Origin of the sequence: Pseudomonas sp. CBZ-4 (genome assembly GCF_000346755.1) — a bacterium.
In the GTDB taxonomy this organism is placed as follows: Bacteria; Pseudomonadota; Gammaproteobacteria; order Pseudomonadales; family Pseudomonadaceae; genus Aquipseudomonas.
Genome location: NZ_ANNV01000148.1, coordinates 96,730 through 117,045, shown reverse-complemented (window position 1 = coordinate 117,045; position 20,316 = coordinate 96,730). Strand labels below are relative to the sequence as shown.

The window sequence follows — 20,316 nt, the reverse complement described above, 5'->3', positions numbered from 1 at the left end:
TGCGCGACGATTTTTGTTGAGTGTTTCCCATGCAAATTGCTTTGGCGCCCATGGAGGGGTTGGTCGACAACATCCTGCGGGACGTGTTGACCCGCGTGGGCGGGATCGATTGGTGCGTGACCGAGTTCATCCGCGTCAACGACCGCCTGCTCACCCCGGCGTATTTCCACAAGCTCGCCCCGGAACTGCTGCACGGTGCCCACACCGCTGCGGGCGTGCCGTTGCGCGTGCAGTTGCTGGGCTCCGACCCGGTGTGCCTGGCGGAAAACGCCGCGCTGGCCGCCGAGCTGGGTTCCGAGGTGATCGACCTGAACTTCGGCTGCCCGGCCAAGACGGTGAATAAATCCCGGGGCGGCGCGGTGCTGCTCAAGGAGCCGGAGTTGCTCAACCAGATCGTCGAGCATGTGCGCCGTGCGGTGCCGGCGCATATCCCGGTCACCGCCAAGATGCGCCTGGGTTTCGACAGCCCGGACGGCGCGCTGGTCTGCGCCACGGCGCTGGCGGAAGGCGGCGCGGCGCATATCGTGGTGCATGCGCGGACCAAGACTGACGGTTACAAGCCGCCGGCCCATTGGGAGTGGATTCCGCGGGTGCAGGACGTGGTCAAGGTGCCGGTGTTTGCCAATGGCGATATCTGGAGCGTCGAAGACTGGAAGCGCTGCCGCGAAGTCAGCGGCGCCGAAGACATCATGCTCGGTCGCGGTCTGGTGGCGCGTCCTGACCTGGCGCGGCAGATCGCAGCTGCAAGGGCAGGCGAAGAGGTCGTGGAAATGACCTGGGCGCAGATGCAACCGATGCTCCAAGAGTTCTGGACCCAGTCGGTGGCCCAGCTCACTGAGCGCCAGGCGCCGGGCCGCTTGAAACAATGGCTGGCCATGTTGACCCGCAATTACCCGGAAGCGGTCGAGTTGTTTACGGCCATGCGCCGCGAGACGGACCTGGAGCAGGTCAGTCGTCTGTTGGGTATGGCCCATCCGGGGCAATGCAGCGTGCCGTGAGATCCGTCCTGAGGTGCAAAAAAATGCCCCGTATCGAAAGATTCGGGGCATTTTGCGTTTTTGCGCTTGAACTCGGGGCTGCACCCGGTGGTGGTATTTATGTGCGCGGGAATACCACACCAGGTCGGCGCGTTGGCTCTTGAAGTATGTCGGTGAGTTGCTTTCTCAGCGGTTTATTAGCGAGTGTGTCTGTGAAAGGGCCGTCAGCACAGTCTGAATTGCGGTTTTCAAAAAAAGCGATGGGGCAAAATCCGAAAAGCTGGTTTGGTTTCTTTATATGAGTTGCGATTATCGGAACTCAATCACGGCGTCCTCCACGAAGGTAGGGACTGCGAAGCAATGAGTGTTGTTTCCGTCAACTTGAAACTCTCGACACTTCGACCGCTTTTTTAAGCAGGTACATTGAATAAAGGACCATGCTAATGTCTCTATCGGTTAACAATCCGCCTTCTGTAAAAGTTGATACATCTACCTTGGATCAATCCGCTGTTACCCCCCACCGAGGTAGATTTTCATCCACTGCGCATTTGGGGCGTGCGCCATTTCGTCATGACAGTTCTCAGGTGGCGCATGGCGATGTGATGCTGAATGCCAATGCATTCGCCAAGTTGTTTGACATGTTCGAAGCTGTTTTCAAGGCAGTGCGCGATATGTTCGCGGGAAAAAATATAGCCGCCGACGCGACGCATTTGCCGAAGGTTGCACCTGGCGCAGACACTGCGCTCAAGGTAAAGCCCGAGGCACAGAGCCAGCCGAAGGTGATGCCTGAGGCGGGCAAATTGCCTTCTATTTCCATTACGCCTGCCCCTGTCGTTCCGGTTGCGCCAAACGTGCACAAGCCAGAAGTCAATATGGCCCATGACGCTGCTTCGCAGGTCAAGGTTGAGGTCAATGTCAACAATTGTCATTGCCCAGGCACTCACGTTCGACGTGGCAGCGATCTCAATGTTTTACGGCCCATGCCTGGTACGGATCCAAGAGCCGAGATCGTGCCGCTGGTGCCCAGGGTCGTGCCGCATCCCGAGACCACACCTGGCGTTGTACCCAAGCTTGATATCGCGCCCAAGCTCGAAGTGGTTTCGCCGCCCGTGGCTACGGTTGTACCGAAAACCGATCTCAAGCCCGACTGGGTCGCCAAGTCTGACAGGCCGCCTTTACCCGCAGTGGCACCGATGCCAACCCCGGCTGTTAAACCGGAAACGGAAACCCGTCCCAAAGTTGATCCTGATGCCCCGTTGCCCAGGCCTGAGCCTGACTTGACGAGCCCGGGACCTGCGCAGGACATATTTGATCGCAGGGACTGGTATTCAGGTACACGTAAGAAGTACCCGTTTTAAATCATTTCGTTTCATCTGGTTAGATAAAATATTCAGCGGGTACTTCTCTAGTTAGTCCGGGTTGGGGGGTATTTGCTCATGGAGCTTTTATGTCTATTCGTTCAATTAATAATATTTCAACAGTGATGGATGTGCGTCAGGTAGTACCGGTTGAATCTTTAGTTGCAAGCAACTCCGTACTCGAGCCGCACAAGGAGTCTCGGCCTGGTGCGATCAGAGTGGAGGCAGCAGTTGTTGAAAACAACACCGATATGCTCAATAAAATGGCGATGCTGTTTACGGCGTTCTTTAATCAGCTGATGGGTTTGATGGGCGAACAGAAAGATCCACGCACCGTTGATATTGCGCCCAAGCCTAAGCCTGAGGTTGCCCCTCAGGTCACCCCAGTGCCAGTGCCGCCACGGCCCAAGCCCGAGGCGAATATTCCAGGCCTGTCGAACGCGCGCAATGGAACAAAACCCAGGGATATCTGGGGCGGCTTCCGCCAGGGCCCCGACGGCAACTGTGTGACGGTGTCTGCCATCAAGGCGGCCATGCACCGATTTGGGCAAAGCCCTACGGATATTTACAAGGAGGTCACAAAAATTGCCGGGGGCTACCGGGTGGTCATGCGGGACAACTACCCACTCACCCTGACTGACCTCGAGTTGAAGCAAGGGGCACGTGGTGCACAATTTATCGGCCCCGATAAAGAGATGCTCAAGGATGCGCAGTTTTTATTCGCCGTCAGTGCCAAGCGCGCCCAGATGGAGAACAACGACCGCACTGCGGGCCGCAACTACAACGCAGCGATCAGCAGCCTCAACAATGGTGAGGATGAGACGGGGCCGGGCGAGGGGTTCAAGCGTCTTGGGCTGACCAAGCATATGAAGCGGGTATCGGTAGGTGAACTCGCCAGAGGCCAAGTGGGTATGTGCAACCGGACGGGGCACTCGGTGGCGGTGATTGATGGTCGTGAAGAGCTGTGGGGGCGCAAGGGCGGAGCACCGAGGCGAGGCGATGCGGTCGCTTTGATCTGACAGTCGTTTGCCTTAGGTGGAACGTATCAAGCAGCCGGTGTTAGTGCTGGCTGCACGTTTTACAGGGGACGTTATTGTTTGTGGTAGGAACCCATTGTATGAATACCTCTATGTATAGCCCTTCTGTTTACGCGCCACCGCTAAAGCCTGGGACCACGCCTGTGGTTGATCAGGCCGGTGCGGGGGAAAAAAACGATGACATCCTTCGCGCGTTCAACGCAAGCGAGCGGCGGTTCGGTGAGAGTTTTGACTGCAGCACCCATGCCGCGGTGATCAAAATGATGATGATGACCTTTGGTAAAACGCCGCAGGATATGTTTGACCAGGTCAGGCCTGTTGCCGGTGGTTTTGCCATTACCATGAAGGACGAGTTCCAGGTACAGCTCTCCCATGACGAATTGCGGCAAGCATCCTTCGCATCGCGCTTCAGTGGTGCAGACCCCGAGGCTGTCAGCAATGCCAATTTCGTGTTTGCCGCGTTCGTAAAGCGCAAGCAAGTGTCGGGGGGGCATCCCAGTTTCGAGGCGGCCCTGGCAAAAACCCTGGAGGGTGAGACAAGCCTTAGATGTCTGCAGGGGATGGGGGTGTACGGGCTGTCGCAATATGTATCCGCACAAGAGATGGTAGGTGAGGGTGTGGCGGGTGTGTTGGAGACCCATAGCCGGGGGAGTGCGTTTGTGCTCGATGGTGTAAAGCACAGCTACGGTGATAGGCGTCATGCCGACCAAGGGTACGGGTATCGGCTGTTCAATTATAACGCTGTGCCTGATGCGACTCGGCAAGGTAGAGACAATGCGGCCGAGTCCAGCCAGCGAGTAGGAGCAAAACCCGAGGATATCTGGTCGGGTTTCTATCAAGGCGCGCAGGGCAATTGCGTCACGGTATCGGCGATCAAGGCAGCCATGATGCGGTTCGGGCAGAGCCCCGCAGACATCTACAAAGAGGTTGCCGCCACGCCCTCGGGCTATGACGTAGTCATGCGCGATGGCGTCAGGGTGTCCGTGAATCACGACGAACTGAGCAGGGCCAGGCGCGGGGCCCTGTTGCGCGGCAGTGATCAGACACTTCTGGACGACGCCAACTTCCTGTATGCCGTGAGCGCCAAGCGTGCGCAACTAGAGAACAACGACTTCCGAGGCAACCAGGGATTCGACGTGGCCATGGACACGCTCAACGATGGCGAATGGCCAGGTGAGGCGTTACGCCGGCTGGGGCTTTTTGGGTATGTTCGCGAAAGTGATGCCCGCGAACTGGCTGCCGGCGCGATTGGCACCCTGGCCAACAGCTGGCACTCGGTCGTGGTGGTTAACGGGGTGCTCGACTTCTATGGGGAAAAGCATGACCTGGGATCCTCACGCTGGATGACCAGCGGGTTGCGCGCGTTGAAGTTGGTGTGACAGCTAGCTGAACAGTTGCCTGAATTGCTCGATCGGCAACGGCCGGCTATGCAGGTACCCCTGGTACACATGGCACCCCAGCATTTGCAGGAACGCCAGTTGCTCCGGGGTTTCCACACCCTCGGCAATCACCTCCAGGTTCAAGCTGCGGGCCATGGCCACAATGGCGCGGATGATTTCTGCGTCGTTGGGGTCGTGGGTCGCATCGCGCACAAACGACTGGTCGATCTTCAGCGCGTCCACCGGCAGGCGCTTGAGGTAGGTCAGCGATGAATAGCCGGTGCCGAAATCATCCATCGCGAAACTGACGCCGAGCTTTTTCAGGCGGCGCATCTTGGCCACGGTGTCGTCCAGGTTCTGGATCACGATGCCTTCGGTAATTTCCAGTTTCAGCAGGCTGCAGGGCAGGTCGTGCTGATTGAGGCTGCGTTCCACCCGCTCGACGAAGTCGTTCTGGCGAAACTGCCGGGGGCTGATGTTCACGCACAGGCTGAACTTGAGCGGGTCGATCAGGCCGTCCGCAATCAATTGCTGGAACGCCGCGCAAGCCTCGTCGAGGATCCAGGTGCCCACCTCCAGGATCAGTCCGCTGTCCTCCAGGACCTTGATAAATTCCGTGGGCGACTGCGCACCCAGTTGCGGGTGCTGCCAGCGCACCAGGGCTTCGGCGCCGATGATCTGGTTGCCACGCGCATCCACCTGGGGTTGGTAATGCACGCTGAACTCACCGCGCGAGAGGGCGAGGCGCAGGTCGGTTTCCATGCGCAGGCGTTCGCTGGCGGTTTTCTGCATGCTGTTGTGGAACATCTGCGTGGTGTTGCGCCCGGAGTCCTTGGCGCGGTACAGGGCGATGTCGGCGCGCTTGAGCAGGTCGGCCGGGGTGGAGCCGTGGTCGGGGATCAGCGCGACGCCGATGCTCGGCGTGACCTGCAAGCGATGGCCGTCGAGAAACATCGGCTCCGACAGTAACTCGCGCAGGGTATCGGCCAACTCCTGCACCTGGTTGCTGACTTCGTTGCGCGAGCCATCCAGGCCGCTGAGCAGCACCACAAATTCATCGCCGCCCAGGCGCGCCACGGTGTCTTCCATGCGCACGCTGGCTTCCAGGCGGGCGGTGACGATTTTCAGCACGGTGTCGCCCACCGGGTGGCCGAGGGAATCGTTGATGTGCTTGAAGTGGTCGAGGTCGAGGAACAGCAGTGCACCGCGCAGGTTGTGGCGCTTGAGCAGGGCGATCTGCTGGCTCAGGCGGTCCATCAGCAGGGCGCGGTTGGGCAGGTTGGTCAGGGGGTCGTGGTACGCCAGGTGGCGGATCTGCGCCTGGGCGTTTTTCAGCAGGCTGACATCGCGGGCCGTCAGCAGCAGGCAGGGCATTTCATTGAGGGTGATCGGTTCGACCGAGACTTCCACCGCCAGCACGTCGCCGCGTTTGTTGTGCCAGAGCATTTCCAGGTGATGGATGCGCCCCTTGATCTGCAACTCGGCCAACAGTGCGGCACGCTGGTTCTCGTCGGCCCAGATGCCGATCTGGTACAGCGTGAGCCCGATGGCCTCTTCGGCGCGATAACCGGTCAAGCGGCAAAAGCCATCGTTGACCTCCACATAACGGCCGGTGTCGCGCTCAGTGATGGAGATCGCGTCGGGGCTGGAATGGAACGCCTTGGCGAATTTCTCTTCGCTAGCCTTGAGCGCCGCTTCCGAGCGTTGCTGCTGGGTAATGTCGCGCAGGGTGGTGACGATGCACGGTTGGTCGCTGACCGTGATCAAGCGGCTGGAGATCACGCAGGTCAGGCTCTGGCCGTCCTTGTGGTGGACGACAATGGCCACATTGCTCAATGACTGTTCGCGAATCACCCGCTCGATACGTTGCAGGCGTTTGCTGGAGTCATCCCACAGGCCGATCTGTTCGGCGCTTTTGTCGATGACCTCGGCGGCGGCCCAGCCAAAGGTCTGGGTAAAGGCCGGGTTGATCTCGATAAACATCCCGCTGTCCAGGGCGGTGACACAGATGGGGTCGGGGCTGGCCTGGAACAGGCTGGCGAATTTCTCTTCGGAGGCGCTCAGGCGTTGTTCGCGTTCGACCTGGTCGGTGATGTCCAGCAAGGTGCCGGCCATGCGCAACGGCTTGCCGGCTTCATCGCGATAGAGGCGCGCACGGCTTTCCAGGTAGCGCGGGCTGCCGTCTTCGACCTGCACGCGGTAGGTCAATTGGTAATTACCGTCTGGGCCTTCGCGCAGGCTGCGGTAGGCGTTGCGCATGCCTTCGCGGTCTGCATCGGACATGCCCTCGAAAAATGCATCGAAGGATTCGTGGAATGGCTCGGGCGGCAGGCCGTGGAGTTGGGCGGCGCGGGCCGAGCCGTAGAGCATGCCGGTGGGAATGTGCCAGTCCCAGGTGCCCAGTTGCGCGGAGTCCAGGGCCAGGTCGAGGCGCTCCTGGCTGTCCTTGAGGGCTTGTTCGGCGTTCTTGCGTTCGGTGGTGTCGAGAAAGGTGCTGATCAGGTACGCCTCGCCATCCAGCTCGACCTTCTGCGCACTGAGGGTGCCATCGTGGATCTGGCCGTTGCTGGCGCAGAACTGCACCTCCATGGTGATGGGTTCGCCCTTGCGCTGGGTGGCCTTGACCAGTTGCGCACGTTGCTCGGGGTGGCGCCACAGGCCGAGGTCCAGGGTGGTGCGGCCGATGGCGTCGGCGACCGGCCAGCCGAAGTGAATCTCGAAATACTGGTTGGCTTCGCTGATCAGACCGTCGGCCTGGCGGGTCAGCAGCACCATGTTCGGGCACAGGTGAAACAGCGTGGCGAAGCGCTTTTCGGAGTGGCCGAGGGCGTTTTCCCGTTCACGCTGGTGGGTGATCTCACGGATCACCCCGATCATTCGGCGGCGTCCGCTCTTGTCCGGCGCCAGGCTGCCGTTGATTTCCAGCCAGTGGAAGGTGCCATCGGGCCACTGGATGCGATGGCGCATCGCCTGTTCGAGCGGCTCGCCGGCCAGCACCGCATGGAAGGCGCGCACGACTTTGGCGCGGTCAGCCGGGGCGAGCAGGTCGAGGTAATCCAGGTCCTTGGGCAACGGCGTACGCGGATCGAAGCCGAACAGCGCCTGGGTGCCCCGTGACCAGCTGATCTTTCCCGTGTCGATTTCCCAGCACCATGCGCCCAGCCGGGCCGCATTCAGGGCGGCCAGCAATTGCGGCGCACTGTCCCAACTCTGTTCCGCCTCTTGGGGGTCAAGGGCGTAAATGCGGGGCAACGGTGGCACGGAATCGACGGGGTTGCGCATTATCAAAGGGCCTTGGCTCGATGGGCGTAAGGCGCGGTTTTGGCTAAACCTTGAGGCCGCACAGCATCATGCCGGTATCCCTGGCAGATCGACCTGTGCATCCAATAGGCTCATGAAAGCCCGCGCAGCGTTCGACAGCGTCCTTTCGGTGTGCACGATATAGCCTAGCTGGCGACTGAGTTGTATGCCTGGCAAAGCGATACTTGCCACCTGATCATCCAGCATGGTGCGCGGCAAAACGCTCCAGGCCAGGCCGATGGACACCATCATCTTGATAGTTTCCAGGTAGTTAGTGCTCATCGCGATATTCGGCGTCAGGCCCTGGGCCTCGAACAATCGGCTGACAATATGGTGTGTAAAGGTATTGCCGCCGGGGAAAACCGCCGGGTGGCCGGCAATATCCGCCAGGCTGACGTGGCCGTTGTTGATCAGGCTGTGCTCGGGGGCCACGACAAAATCCAGCGGGTCATCCCACACCGGGGTGGCGCGCACCAGGTGATGGGGGTCGGGCGCCAAGGTGATCACCGCCACTTCGGCGCGGCCGTGGAGGATTTCTTCGTAGGCCACTTCCGAGTCGAGGAACTGAATATCCAACGCCACGTTCGGGTATTCCCGGGTGAAGGTGCGCAGGATCGGCGGCAGGCGGTGCAGGCCGATATGGTGACTGGTGGCCAGGGTCAGGCGCCCGCTGACTTCGCCGGTGAGGTTGGTCAGCGCGCGGCGCGTGTCGTCGAGCACATTGAGGATCTGATAAGCCCGCGGCAGCAGGGCCCGTCCGGCTTCGGTCAAACCCACTTCGCGACCCAGGCGGTCAAACAGGCGTACCTTCAATTGTTGCTCCAGCCCGGCGATGCGTTTGCTGATGGCCGGTTGTGTCAGGTGCAGGCGCTCACCGGCGCCGGAGAAGCTGCCGGTCTCGGCGATGGCAATAAAGGCGTTGAGGTTGGCCAGGTCCATTGTGGTATTCCAGTTGGTAATCCAAAGCATAAAAAATATGAATTTGAGTTATTTAATGTAGCGCCATACCATCAGCCTCACAAGCCAAAGGGTTATTGAAATGCCCAGGGCATAGAAAGACCGATGATGAGGACCGACTGATGGCCGGCAAAACGCTTTACGACAAGCTTTGGGATTCCCATGAAGTGAAACGGCGCGACGATGGCTCGTCGCTGATCTATATCGACCGTCACATCATCCATGAAGTGACCTCGCCCCAAGCGTTCGAAGGCCTGCGACTGGCCGGGCGCAAGCCTTGGCGCGTCGATTCCATCATCGCCACCCCGGACCACAACGTCCCCACCACCCCTGAGCGCAAGGGCGGCATCGACGCCATCGTTGATACCGTGTCGCGCTTGCAAGTGCAGACCCTCGACGACTACTGCGACGAATATGGCATCACCGAATTCAAGATGAATGACGTGCGTCAAGGGATCGTCCACGTGATCGGCCCGGAGCAGGGCGCGACCTTGCCGGGCATGACCGTGGTCTGCGGCGACTCCCACACCTCGACCCACGGTGCCTTCGGCGCCTTGGCCCACGGCATCGGCACGTCCGAGGTGGAGCATGTGTTCGCCACCCAGTGCCTGGTCGCGAAAAAGATGAAGAACATGTTGGTCAAGGTCGAAGGCCAGTTGCCGTTCGGCGTGACCGCCAAGGACATCGTCCTGGCCGTGATCGGCAAGATCGGCACCGCCGGCGGTAACGGCCATGCCATCGAGTTCGCCGGCACCGCCATTCGCGACCTGTCCATCGAAGGCCGCATGACCATCTGCAACATGTCCATCGAAGCCGGTGCCCGCGTCGGCATGGTGGCGGCGGACGAAAAGACCGTCGAATACGTCAAGGGCCGTCCATTTGCACCGGCCGGTGCCGATTGGGATGCCGCGGTCGAAGCCTGGAAAGACCTGGTCTCCGACACCGATGCGGTGTTCGACACCGTGGTCGAGCTCGACGCTGCTCAGATCAAGCCGCAAGTCAGCTGGGGCACCTCGCCGGAAATGGTCCTGGCCGTTGACCAGAACGTGCCGGACCCGGCCAAGGAAACCGACCTGGTCAAGCGCGGCTCCATCGAGCGCGCCTTGAAGTACATGGGCTTGCAGGCCAACCAGGCGATCACCGACATCCAGTTGGATCGCGTGTTCATCGGTTCCTGCACCAACTCGCGGATCGAAGACTTGCGTGCTGCGGCGGTGATCGCCAAGGGCCGCAAGGTGGCTTCGACCATCAAGCAGGCCATCGTGGTGCCGGGTTCGGGCCTGGTCAAGGCGCAAGCCGAAGCCGAAGGCCTGGACAAGATCTTCCTCGAAGCCGGTTTTGAATGGCGTGAGCCGGGTTGCTCGATGTGCCTGGCGATGAACCCGGACCGTTTGGAGTCGGGCGAGCATTGCGCGTCCACCTCCAACCGTAACTTCGAAGGGCGCCAGGGCGCCGGTGGGCGTACCCATCTGGTCAGCCCGGCCATGGCTGCTGCGGCTGCCGTCAACGGTCGTTTCATCGACGTTCGCGAATTGATCTGAGGAATACCCGATGCGTGCTTTTACCCAACACACCGGCCTTGTCGCTCCTTTGGATCGTGCCAACGTCGACACCGACCAGATCATCCCCAAGCAGTTCTTGAAGTCGATCAAGCGCACCGGTTTCGGCCCGAATCTGTTCGACGAGTGGCGCTACCTGGACGTGGGCTACGCCTACCAGGACAACTCCAAGCGCCCGCTGAACCAGGACTTCGTGCTCAACGCCGAGCGCTACCAGGGCGCCAGCGTGTTGCTCGCCCGCGAGAACTTCGGTTGCGGCTCCAGCCGTGAACACGCGCCGTGGGCCCTGGAAGAATATGGCTTTCGCAGCATCATCGCGCCGAGCTATGCCGACATCTTCTTCAACAACAGCTTCAAGAACGGCTTGTTGCCGATCATCTTGACCGACGAAGAAGTCGATGAGTTGTTCAAGCAGGTGGAAGCCGACGTGGGCTACCAGTTGACCGTCGATCTGGCGGCGCAAACCGTGACCCGCCCGGATGGCAAGGTGTATCACTTTGAGGTGGATGCGTTCCGTAAGCACTGCCTGATCAATGGTTTGGACGATATCGGCCTGACCTTGCAGGACGGCGATGCGATTGCAGCGTTTGAGGCCAAGCACCGGGCGAGCCAGCCTTGGTTGTTTCGCGATGCCTGATTGGCGGTAACCGTGCGGGCCCCATCGCGGGCAAGCCCGCTCCCACAGTTGACCGAGTTGTTCAGGAGAACACCGATCAATGTGGGAGCTGGCTTGCCTGCGATAGCGCCAGTACAGCCAACCCAAAACCCAAGGAAAACCACCATGACCCGCACCGCCCACACCCAAGTCGTGCAAAAACAATTCGGCGAGCAAGCCTCGGCCTACCTGAGCAGTGCCGTGCACGCCCAAGGCACCGAATTCGCGCTGCTCCAGGCCGAACTGGCCGGGCAGGGCAGTGCACGACTGCTGGACTTGGGTTGCGGCGCCGGTCATGTCAGTTTCCACGTCGCGCCACTGGTGAAAGAAGTGGTCGCCTACGATCTGTCCCAGCAGATGCTTGACGTGGTGGCGACCGCTGCCAGCGACCGTGGCCTCGATAACATCCGCACCGTCCACGGCGCCGCCGAACGCCTGCCGTTCGCCGACGGCGAGTTCGACTTTGTGTTCAGCCGTTACTCGGCCCACCACTGGAGCGACCTCGGCCTGGCCTTGCGCGAAGTGCGCCGTGTGCTCAAGCCGGGCGGCGTGGCGGCCTTTGTCGACGTCTTGTCACCGGGCAGCCCGTTGTTGGACACTTACCTGCAAACCGTCGAAGTGCTGCGCGACACCAGCCATGTGCGCGATTACGCCGCCGCCGAGTGGATGCAGCAGCTCAGCGAGTCCGGTTTGCACGTACGCAACAGCAGCCGCCAGCGCCTGCGCCTGGAATACACCTCCTGGGTCGAACGCATGCGCACGCCAGAAGTCTTGCGCGCTGCGATCCTGGCGCTGCAACAGGCGATGGGCCAGGAAGTGCGCGACTACTACGAAATTCAAGCCGACGGCACCTTCAGCACCGACGTGCTGGTGGTCTTCGCCGAACGCTGATTGATTTTTCCCGACCTGCCCACGGGCGGGTCGCTTGATGAAATGAGGAACGCATGAGCAAGCAGATTCTGATTCTCCCTGGCGACGGTATTGGTCCGGAAATCATGGCCGAAGCGGTCAAGGTCCTGGAACTGGCCAACAGCAAGTACAGCCTGGGCTTCGAACTGAGCCACGACGTGATCGGCGGCGCGGCCATCGACAAGCACGGCGTGCCCCTGGCCGACGAAACCCTGGACCGCGCCCGTGCGGCCGACGCCGTACTGCTCGGCGCCGTGGGTGGCCCGAAGTGGGACAAGATCGAACGTGACATCCGCCCTGAGCGCGGCCTGCTGAAAATCCGTGCGCAACTGGGCCTGTTCGGCAACCTGCGCCCGGCGATCCTCTACCCGCAACTGGCCGACGCATCCAGCCTCAAGCCGGAAGTGGTCGCGGGCCTCGACATCCTCATCGTGCGTGAGCTGACCGGCGGTATCTACTTCGGCTCGCCACGCGGCGTGCGCGAGCTGGAAAACGGCGAGCGCCAGGCCTACGACACCCTGCCGTACAGCGAAAGTGAAATCCGCCGTATCGCCCGTGTCGGTTTCGACATGGCCCGCGTGCGTGGCAAGAAGGTCTGCTCGGTGGATAAGGCCAACGTGCTGGCCTCCAGCCAACTGTGGCGGGAAATCGTCGAAGAAGTGGCCAAGGACTACCCGGACGTTGAACTGAGCCACATGTACGTCGATAACGCCGCCATGCAGTTGGTGCGTGCGCCGAAGCAGTTCGACGTGATCGTCACCGACAACCTGTTCGGCGACATCCTCTCTGACCAGGCCTCGATGCTCACCGGTTCCATCGGCATGCTGCCGTCGGCGTCCCTCGATACCAACAACAAGGGCATGTACGAGCCTTGCCACGGCTCGGCGCCGGACATCGCCGGCCAGGGCATTGCCAACCCGCTGGCGACGATTCTGTCGGTGTCGATGATGCTGCGTTACAGCTTCAACCTGAGCGACGCGGCCGATGCCATCGAGCAAGCCGTAAGCCTGGTGCTGGACCAGGGTTTGCGCACTGGCGACATCTGGTCGCAGGGTTGCACCAAAGTCGGTACGCAAGAAATGGGCGACGCAGTAGTCGCCGCGCTGCGGAATCTGTAATCTCTCGGGCCCGCTTGCAGTTGTTGCTGCAAGGCGGCCCACTTTTTAACAAGGTGTAGTTGCGATGAAACGTGTAGGTCTGATCGGTTGGCGCGGTATGGTCGGTTCCGTGCTCATGCAGCGGATGCTGGAAGAGCAGGATTTCGATCTTATTGAGCCGGTGTTTTTCACCACTTCGAACGTTGGTGGCCAAGGGCCGTCCGTGGGCAAGGATATTGCTCCGCTCAAGGACGCCTACAGCATTGAAGAGTTGAAGACCCTCGACGTGATCGTGACCTGTCAGGGTGGCGACTACACCAGCGAAGTCTTCCCCAAGCTGCGTGAAGCCGGCTGGCAGGGTTACTGGATCGACGCCGCATCGAGCCTGCGCATGCAGGATGACGCCGTGATCATCCTCGACCCGGTTAACCGCAAGGTCATCGACCAGCAACTGGACGCCGGCACCAAGAACTACGTCGGCGGCAACTGCACCGTCAGCCTGATGCTGATGGGCCTGGGCGGCCTGTTCGAGGCTGGCCTGGTGGAGTGGATGAGCGCCATGACGTATCAGGCGGCGTCCGGTGCCGGCGCGCAGAACATGCGTGAACTGATCAAGCAGATGGGCGCGACCCACGCCGCTGTTGCCGATCAACTGGCCGACCCGGCCAGCGCGATCCTCGACATCGACCGTCGTGTGGCCGAAGCCATGCGCAGCGATGCGTACCCGACCGAAAACTTCGGCGTGCCATTGGCCGGTAGCCTGATCCCATGGATCGACAAAGAGCTGCCGAACGGCCAGAGCCGCGAAGAGTGGAAGGCCCAGGCCGAGACCAACAAGATCCTCGGTCGCTTCAAGAGCCCGATCCCGGTGGACGGCATCTGCGTGCGCATCGGCGCCATGCGCTGCCACAGCCAGGCGCTGACCATCAAGCTGAACAAGGACGTGCCGATCGCCGATATCGAATCGCTGATCAGCTCGCACAACCCGTGGGTCAAGCTGGTGCCGAACAACCGCGAGATCAGCATGCAGGAGCTGAGCCCGACGAAGGTTACCGGCACCCTGAATGTACCGGTGGGCCGTCTGCGCAAGCTGAACATGGGCAGCCAGTTCCTCGGCGCGTTCACGGTGGGCGACCAGCTGTTGTGGGGCGCGGCTGAACCGCTGCGTCGCATGCTGCGGATCTTGCTGGAGCGTTGATCGCTTGAGGCAATCAAGAAACCCGCGTTCTGGTGACAGGCGCGGGTTTTTTGTTGTTCTTGAGAGGGGCATCGCAGGCAAGCCAGCTCCCACATTTTGATGTGTGAATACATTCAAGTGTGGGAGCTGGCTTGCCTGCGATGAGGCCCTCAGCTTCACCACAAACACTGGCCCAATTACCCCACCACCCGGTAAAGTGCCGCTCCCCCCGCAATGCCCGAGGCAGCCCCCATGACCCAGACCTTTGAAATCGCCGTGATCGGCGCCACCGGCACCGTCGGTGAAACCCTGGTGCAGATCCTCGAAGAGCTGGATTTTCCGGTGGGCACCCTGTACCTGCTGGCCGGCAATAACTCGGCCGGTGCCTCGGTGCCGTTTCGCGGCAAGAACCTGCGGGTCAAGGAAGTCGACGAGTTCGATTTCAAAAAGGTGCAACTGGCATTTTTTGCCGCGGGGCCGGCAGTGACCTTGAGCTTCGCCCCGCGCGCCACGACGGCCGGTTGTGCGGTGATCGACCTGTCCGGCGCCTTGTCGGCTGAGCAAGCGCCACCGGTGGTGCCGGAAGCGAACGCGCACGTATTGGGCGGCCTGAAAAAACCGTTCCAGCTCGCCAGCCCAAGCCCGTCCGCCACCAACCTGGCGGTGGTCCTGGCGCCCTTGCGCGGCCTGCTGGATATCCAGCGGGTGAGCGTTACCGCCAACCTGGCAGTGTCAGCCCAGGGGCGCGAAGCCGTGAGCGAGCTGGCGCGACAAACCGCCGAGCTGCTGAATGTGCGTCCGCTGGAACCGAAGTTTTTTGATCGGCAGATGGCCTTCAACCTGCTGGCACAAGTCGGTACGCCAGATGCCCAAGGTCATACAGCCTTGGAGAAACGTCTCGTACACGAACTGCGCGCCGTGCTGGAAACTCCTTTGCTAAAGATTTCCGCAACCTGCGTTCAAGCCCCGGTGTTTTTTGGCGATAGCCTGACTGTGTCGTTGCAGCTGGCTGCGCCGGTGGATCTCGCCCTCGTTAACCGGGCACTCGACGCAGCGCCGGGTATAGAGCTGGTGGAGGAGGGTGACTACCCAACAGCGGTTGGCGATGCAGTAGGACAAGACGTTGTGTATGTAGGACGGGTTCGCGCCGGGGTGGACGATCCGGCGGAACTAAATCTGTGGCTGACGTCAGATAACGTACGCAAAGGCGCCGCACTGAATGCCGTACAGCTGGCGCAGTTGTTGATAAAAGACCTTGTGTAAAAGATACTTGGCGGCAATTTGTAGATTGATTCTAACCAGGCGCTATGCTTGGCCCCAAGCAGGAACAGAAGCGTGTCGGTGACCTATCGGCTCGCCATGCCTTATGGCAGCGGTTACCAACCTTCTCGCAGGCCGGGGAGTGTTCAAACAAAGGATGAGGCTATGGTTCAAGTTCGCAAACTGGTGTTAGCAATAGCGGCCGCCTCGGCGCTGTCCTCCGGTATGGCGCAGGCGCTGCAACTGGGGGAAATGACCCTCAAGTCGCAGTTGAACCAGCCGTTGTCGGTGGAAATCGAATTGCTCGATGTCGGCGGCCTCACGGCTTCCGAGATCACGCCGAGCCTGGCTTCGTCCCAGGCGTTTGTGGATGCGGGCGTCGATCGCCAAGCGTTTCTGAATGACCTGGTGTTTACGCCGGTGATCAATCCCAGCGGTCGCAGTGTGGTGCGCGTCACCTCCAGCAAGCCGTTGCCGGAATCCTACGTTCGTTTCCTGTTGCAGGTGCAGTGGCCCAACGGCCGCCTGATGCGCGACTACAGTGTGCTGCTGGACCCGGCCAAGTTTGACCAGCCGGCCGCAACAGCGCCTGCACCGCGTGTGTTGGCGCCGGCCAGCCCCGCGCCTGCCGCGCCTGCCGCGAGCAAAGCGGCGCAGCACACCACCACTTCCCGCGACACCTTGTGGGAAATTGCCGCGAAGAACCGCAATGGCGGCTCGATCCAGCAGACCATGCTGGCGATCCAGGCACTGAACCCCGATGCCTTTATCGACGGCAATATCAACCGCCTGAAAACCGGCCAGGTCCTGCGTCTGCCGGACACCGTACAAAGCACCGCACTGCCACAGCCCCAGGCGATTGCCGAAGTGACGGCGCAAAACGCCGCCTGGCGCCAGGGACGTCGCGGGGCGACCAACCAGGTCGCTGGCAAGCAGCAACTGGATGCCACCAAGCGCACCCAGGCGGGCAATGCACCGTCGAGCACCAATGCCAAGGACAACTTGAGCCTGGTCTCGGCCGAGTCCGCCAAGCAGGGCGCGAAAGGCAAGGCCGCTGACGGCCGTGCCCTGAGCGACAAGCTGGCGATGACCCAGGAAGAGCTGGACACCACCCGTCGTGATAACGCCGAGCTGAAAAGCCGTGCGGCGGACCTGCAAAGCCAGTTGGACAAGCTGCAAAAACTGATTCAACTGAAGAACGATCAACTGGCGCGCCTGCAAGCGGAAAAGGGCGACCCAGCGGCTGTGCCTGCGGTGATTCCGGCCCAGTTGGCCGGTGATCCGGCGGCGGCAACTCCGGCGGCTCCCTCTGCACCGGCAGCCACGCCTGCGCCGACGGCTCCGGCCCCGGAACCCGTCAAGCCTGAAGCGGGTCCTGCCAGTAACGATGGCAAATTCAATGAGCTGCTGACCAACCCGGTGGTCCTCGGCGTAGTGGGTGGCGCCGCAGCCTTGGTGGCTTTGTTGCTGCTGCTGCTGGTGCTGCGTCATCGCAACGCCCGTCGTGAAGAAGAAAAGCACCTGCGCATGGCCCGTGCCCTGGCTGAAGAGCCGGAGTTCACCTCGAACCTCGACCAGGACCTGCCACCGGACAGCTTCGAAGGCCTGGAAGTGCCGGCGCCGAGCGTCAAGCTGGCGGCGGCTCCAGTACCGGCGCCAGTGGTTGAACCGGCCGTCGTGGTGCCGACTGTTGCTTCGGTGCTCGCGCCCCTGGCAGTGGCCGTGGCCCCGATGAATTCCAATGATGCGCTGGCGCAAGCCCAATCCCTTGTCGATCGCGGTCACCTGAACCAGGCCGCCGACGTGTTGGAGCAGGCGATCAAGCAAGAGCCCAAGCGCAGCGACCTGCGGTTGAAGCTGATGGAAGTCTACGGCCTGCAGAATGACAAGGACGGCTTCGTCACCCAGGAGCGCCAACTGGTGGCCAATGGTGACAACCATGCCCAGGTCGAGCTGCTCAAGTCACGCTTCCCGGCGATGGCGGTGCTGGCGGCGGGCGTGAGTGCCGCGGTGGCCGCGGCGGCCCTGGATGCGCAATACGTCAAGGACCTGCTGGAGGACAAACCGGCCGCCCCGGCGCCAGAACCGGAAGCCTTCGACACTGATTTCGACCTGAGCCTGGATGATCTTGAGGCGGCATCGCCTGCCGAGGTCAATCCTGAAGATGTGCTGACCTTCGAGTCCGTACTGCAGCAGCAGGCTGAAGCGAAAGCCAGCCCGGACGATCTGTCGGACTTCGACCTTGACCTGCAATTGGATGCGCCGGCGTCCACGCAGGCCGATGATGATTTCCTTTCCGGTCTTGAAGAACAGATGCAGGATGTGCCTGCAGTCGAGCCGCCAACCCTGACGCCTGCTGCGCTGGATGAGTTCGAACTGCCGGAAGACTTCGACCTGTCCCTGGCCGATGAGCCAGAAGCGGCCACCAAGCCGGACGCCTTCGCGTCCGAACTGGACGACGTCAATGCCGAGTTGGATCGTCTGTCCCAGAGCCTGGAGCATCCGTCCATCGAGCCGTCGTTTACCGCAGAAGACGCTGCGCTGGGTGGTGATGAGCCGGAATTCGACTTCCTCTCCGGCACCGACGAGGTGGCAACCAAGCTGGACTTGGCCCAGGCCTATATCGACATGGGGGATGCGGATGGCGCGCGGGACATCCTTTCTGAAGTGCTGACCGAAGGTGACGAGTCGCAGCGCGGCGAAGCCAAGGAAATGCTCGGCCGTATTTAAAGCACAACGAAAATCCACTGTGGGGGCGGGCTTGCTCTGGTGAGGGAGCAAGCTCCCTCGCCACAGCAAGCCCGCTCCCACATTTGGGCGTCCCTCTTTATAATGGCCGCCTTTGCGCAACTCATCAGGCTCTCAGTTCTTGGCAAATATAGATAACGCGGCCGCCGAAATGGCGGCCGCAGGCTTTTACCGCATCGCCCTGGGCGTGGAATACAAAGGTTCGCGCTATCGCGGCTGGCAGCGCCAGGCGTCGGGCGTGCTGACGGTGCAGGAAACCCTGGAAAAGGCTCTGTCGAAAGTCGCGGATTCACCGGTGTCGCTGATGTGCGCCGGGCGTACTGACGCCGGTGTGCATGCTTGCGGCCAGGTGGTGCACTTCGATACCCAGGCCGAGCGCACGATGAAGGCGTGGGTGATGGGCGCCAATATCAACCTGCCCCATGACGTCAGTGTCAGTTGGGCCAAGGTCATGCCGGCGCACTTTCATGCGCGCTTCAAGGCTATCGCCCGACGTTATCGTTATGTGATCTACAACGATCAGATCCGCCCGGCGCACCTCAACGAAGAAATCACCTGGAACCACCGCCCGCTGGACGCCGAGCGCATGGCCGAGGCCGCGCAGCATCTGGTCGGCGTGCACGACTTCAGCGCGTTCCGCGCCGGCCAGTGCCAGGCCAAGTCGCCGATCAAGGAAGTCCACCACCTGCGGGTGACGCGCCACGGCAAGATGATCGTGCTGGATATCCGCGCCGGTGCGTTCCTGCACCATATGGTGCGCAACATTGCGGGCGTGCTGATGACCATTGGCACGGGCGAGCGCCCGGTGGAGTGGGCCAAGGAAGTGCTGGAAAGCCGTGTTCGCCGTACGGGCGGTGTCACCGCCCATCCCTTTGGCCTGTACCTGGTGGATGTGGAGTACCGCGACGAGTTCGAGCTGCCGGAACGTTTCATCGGGCCACACTTCCTCACAGGTTTCAGCGAACTTGGCGGCTGACGCCCGGAAAAGCTTTTGTTACCATCCGGGACTTTCTCGGCCCAACCCTGAGGTTTCCACGACATGTCAGCCGTTCGCAGCAAGATTTGCGGGATTACCCGCATAGAAGACGCGCTGGCGGCAGTCGAGGCGGGGGCGGATGCCATTGGTTTTGTGTTTTATGCCAAGAGCCCACGGGCGGTGAACGTGCTGCAGGCGCGGGCGATCATCGCCGCACTGCCGCCGTTCGTCACTACTGTGGGGCTGTTCGTCAACGCCAGCCGCTGCGAACTCAACGAAACCCTGGATGCCGTACCGTTGGACATGCTGCAGTTCCATGGTGACGAAAGCCCTGACGAATGCGAAAGCTACCAGCGCCCGTATATCAAGGCGTTGCGGGTCAAGGCAGGGGACGATATCGCCGCCGCCTGCGCTGCCTATGTGGGCGCTCGCGGGATCTTGCTGGACACCTACGTCGAAGGCGTACCGGGTGGTACGGGCGAGGCGTTCGACTGGACGCTGATTCCCGAAGGGCTGAGCAAGCCGATCATCCTGGCGGGTGGGCTCAACCCCGCGAATGTCGCGGCAGCCATCGAGCAAGTGCGCCCCTATGCGGTGGACGTCAGTGGTGGCGTGGAGCAGGGCAAGGGCATCAAGGATCACAGCAAGATTCGCGCATTCATGCAGGCTGTGCGCGGGATGTGACGGCTGGCAGTCTGCCGCCGTCCATAACTACCACTGTGTAAAACAGCCCGGTGCCGCCTGTGGGTGGCCCGGAAATGAAGTGGCAACCCTGCACTGGCAGGTTGTCTGGAAGGCTGAGGATGCATGCGGGAAATGGCTGGTCGAACGCCTGACCCCGTCCAGCATGTGTCATCGCCACATATGAATTTAGCTCAAGGGCATACGCGGGGCTGTGTTCAAGCCACCGGTACTGGAGAAAGAAAG

At 61.2% G+C, this 20,316-nt stretch carries 15 protein-coding genes; 13 read left to right on the top strand and 2 right to left on the bottom strand.

Annotation, left to right across the window (positions count from 1 at the left end; all coding sequences use genetic code 11):
* Window positions 1–29: 29 nt before the first annotated feature.
* From B348_RS0120145 to B348_RS0120130, 4 genes are all read left to right on the top strand, one after another.
* Window positions 30–998, top strand: a complete 969-nt coding sequence (locus B348_RS0120145) for a tRNA-dihydrouridine synthase (protein WP_017737868.1) — start codon at window positions 30–32, stop codon at window positions 996–998.
* A gap of 422 nt (window positions 999–1,420) precedes the next feature.
* Window positions 1,421–2,335, top strand: a complete 915-nt coding sequence (locus B348_RS0120140; protein WP_157356533.1) for a hypothetical protein — start codon at window positions 1,421–1,423, stop codon at window positions 2,333–2,335.
* Window positions 2,336–2,424: 89 nt separating this feature from the next.
* The gene (locus B348_RS0120135) at window positions 2,425–3,354 is read left to right on the top strand and encodes a hypothetical protein (protein ID WP_157356532.1); all 930 of its coding nucleotides are present in this window, start codon (window positions 2,425–2,427) and stop codon (window positions 3,352–3,354) included.
* 98 nt (window positions 3,355–3,452) lie between these two features.
* Window positions 3,453–4,751, top strand: a complete 1,299-nt coding sequence (locus B348_RS0120130) for a hypothetical protein (protein ID WP_017737865.1) — start codon at window positions 3,453–3,455, stop codon at window positions 4,749–4,751.
* 3 nt (window positions 4,752–4,754) lie between these two features.
* Here B348_RS0120130 and B348_RS0120125 read toward each other — a convergent pair whose 3' ends face one another.
* Both B348_RS0120125 and B348_RS0120120 read right to left on the bottom strand, forming a co-directional pair.
* A complete protein-coding gene (locus B348_RS0120125) occupies window positions 4,755–8,033 on the bottom strand; it encodes an EAL domain-containing protein (protein ID WP_017737864.1) in 3,279 nt (1,092 codons plus the stop codon).
* Window positions 8,034–8,099: 66 nt separating this feature from the next.
* Complete coding sequence (locus B348_RS0120120) at window positions 8,100–8,990, bottom strand: LysR family transcriptional regulator (RefSeq protein ID WP_017737863.1); 891 nt, start codon at window positions 8,988–8,990, stop codon at window positions 8,100–8,102.
* Between the two features lie 140 nt (window positions 8,991–9,130).
* Here B348_RS0120120 and leuC point away from each other — a divergent pair, with 140 nt between their 5' ends.
* From leuC to B348_RS0120075, 9 genes are all read left to right on the top strand, one after another.
* The gene (gene leuC, locus B348_RS0120115; protein ID WP_017737862.1) at window positions 9,131–10,549 is read left to right on the top strand and encodes a 3-isopropylmalate dehydratase large subunit; all 1,419 of its coding nucleotides are present in this window, start codon (window positions 9,131–9,133) and stop codon (window positions 10,547–10,549) included.
* Between the two features lie 10 nt (window positions 10,550–10,559).
* Window positions 10,560–11,204, top strand: a complete 645-nt coding sequence (leuD, locus tag B348_RS0120110) for a 3-isopropylmalate dehydratase small subunit (RefSeq protein ID WP_017737861.1) — start codon at window positions 10,560–10,562, stop codon at window positions 11,202–11,204.
* Between the two features lie 144 nt (window positions 11,205–11,348).
* Window positions 11,349–12,113 (top strand): class I SAM-dependent methyltransferase, encoded by a 765-nt coding sequence (locus tag B348_RS0120105; protein ID WP_017737860.1) that lies wholly within the window; start codon window positions 11,349–11,351, stop codon window positions 12,111–12,113.
* Between the two features lie 53 nt (window positions 12,114–12,166).
* Window positions 12,167–13,249, top strand: a complete 1,083-nt coding sequence (gene leuB / locus B348_RS0120100) for a 3-isopropylmalate dehydrogenase (RefSeq protein ID WP_017737859.1) — start codon at window positions 12,167–12,169, stop codon at window positions 13,247–13,249.
* 64 nt (window positions 13,250–13,313) lie between these two features.
* Window positions 13,314–14,426 (top strand): aspartate-semialdehyde dehydrogenase, encoded by a 1,113-nt coding sequence (asd, locus tag B348_RS0120095; protein WP_017737858.1) that lies wholly within the window; start codon window positions 13,314–13,316, stop codon window positions 14,424–14,426.
* A 231-nt stretch (window positions 14,427–14,657) separates the two neighbouring features.
* A complete protein-coding gene (locus B348_RS0120090) occupies window positions 14,658–15,668 on the top strand; it encodes an aspartate-semialdehyde dehydrogenase (protein ID WP_017737857.1) in 1,011 nt (336 codons plus the stop codon).
* A 162-nt stretch (window positions 15,669–15,830) separates the two neighbouring features.
* Window positions 15,831–18,395, top strand: coding sequence for a FimV/HubP family polar landmark protein (locus tag B348_RS0120085; RefSeq protein WP_017737856.1), 2,565 nt, complete (start codon window positions 15,831–15,833; stop codon window positions 18,393–18,395).
* 169 nt (window positions 18,396–18,564) lie between these two features.
* Window positions 18,565–19,389 (top strand): tRNA pseudouridine(38-40) synthase TruA, encoded by an 825-nt coding sequence (gene truA / locus B348_RS0120080; RefSeq protein ID WP_017737855.1) that lies wholly within the window; start codon window positions 18,565–18,567, stop codon window positions 19,387–19,389.
* Window positions 19,390–19,452: 63 nt separating this feature from the next.
* Window positions 19,453–20,073 carry a phosphoribosylanthranilate isomerase gene (locus tag B348_RS0120075; protein WP_017737854.1) on the top strand — a complete coding sequence of 207 codons (621 nt, stop codon included), beginning with the start codon at window positions 19,453–19,455 and terminating at the stop codon, window positions 20,071–20,073.
* Window positions 20,074–20,316 lie beyond the last annotated feature (243 nt).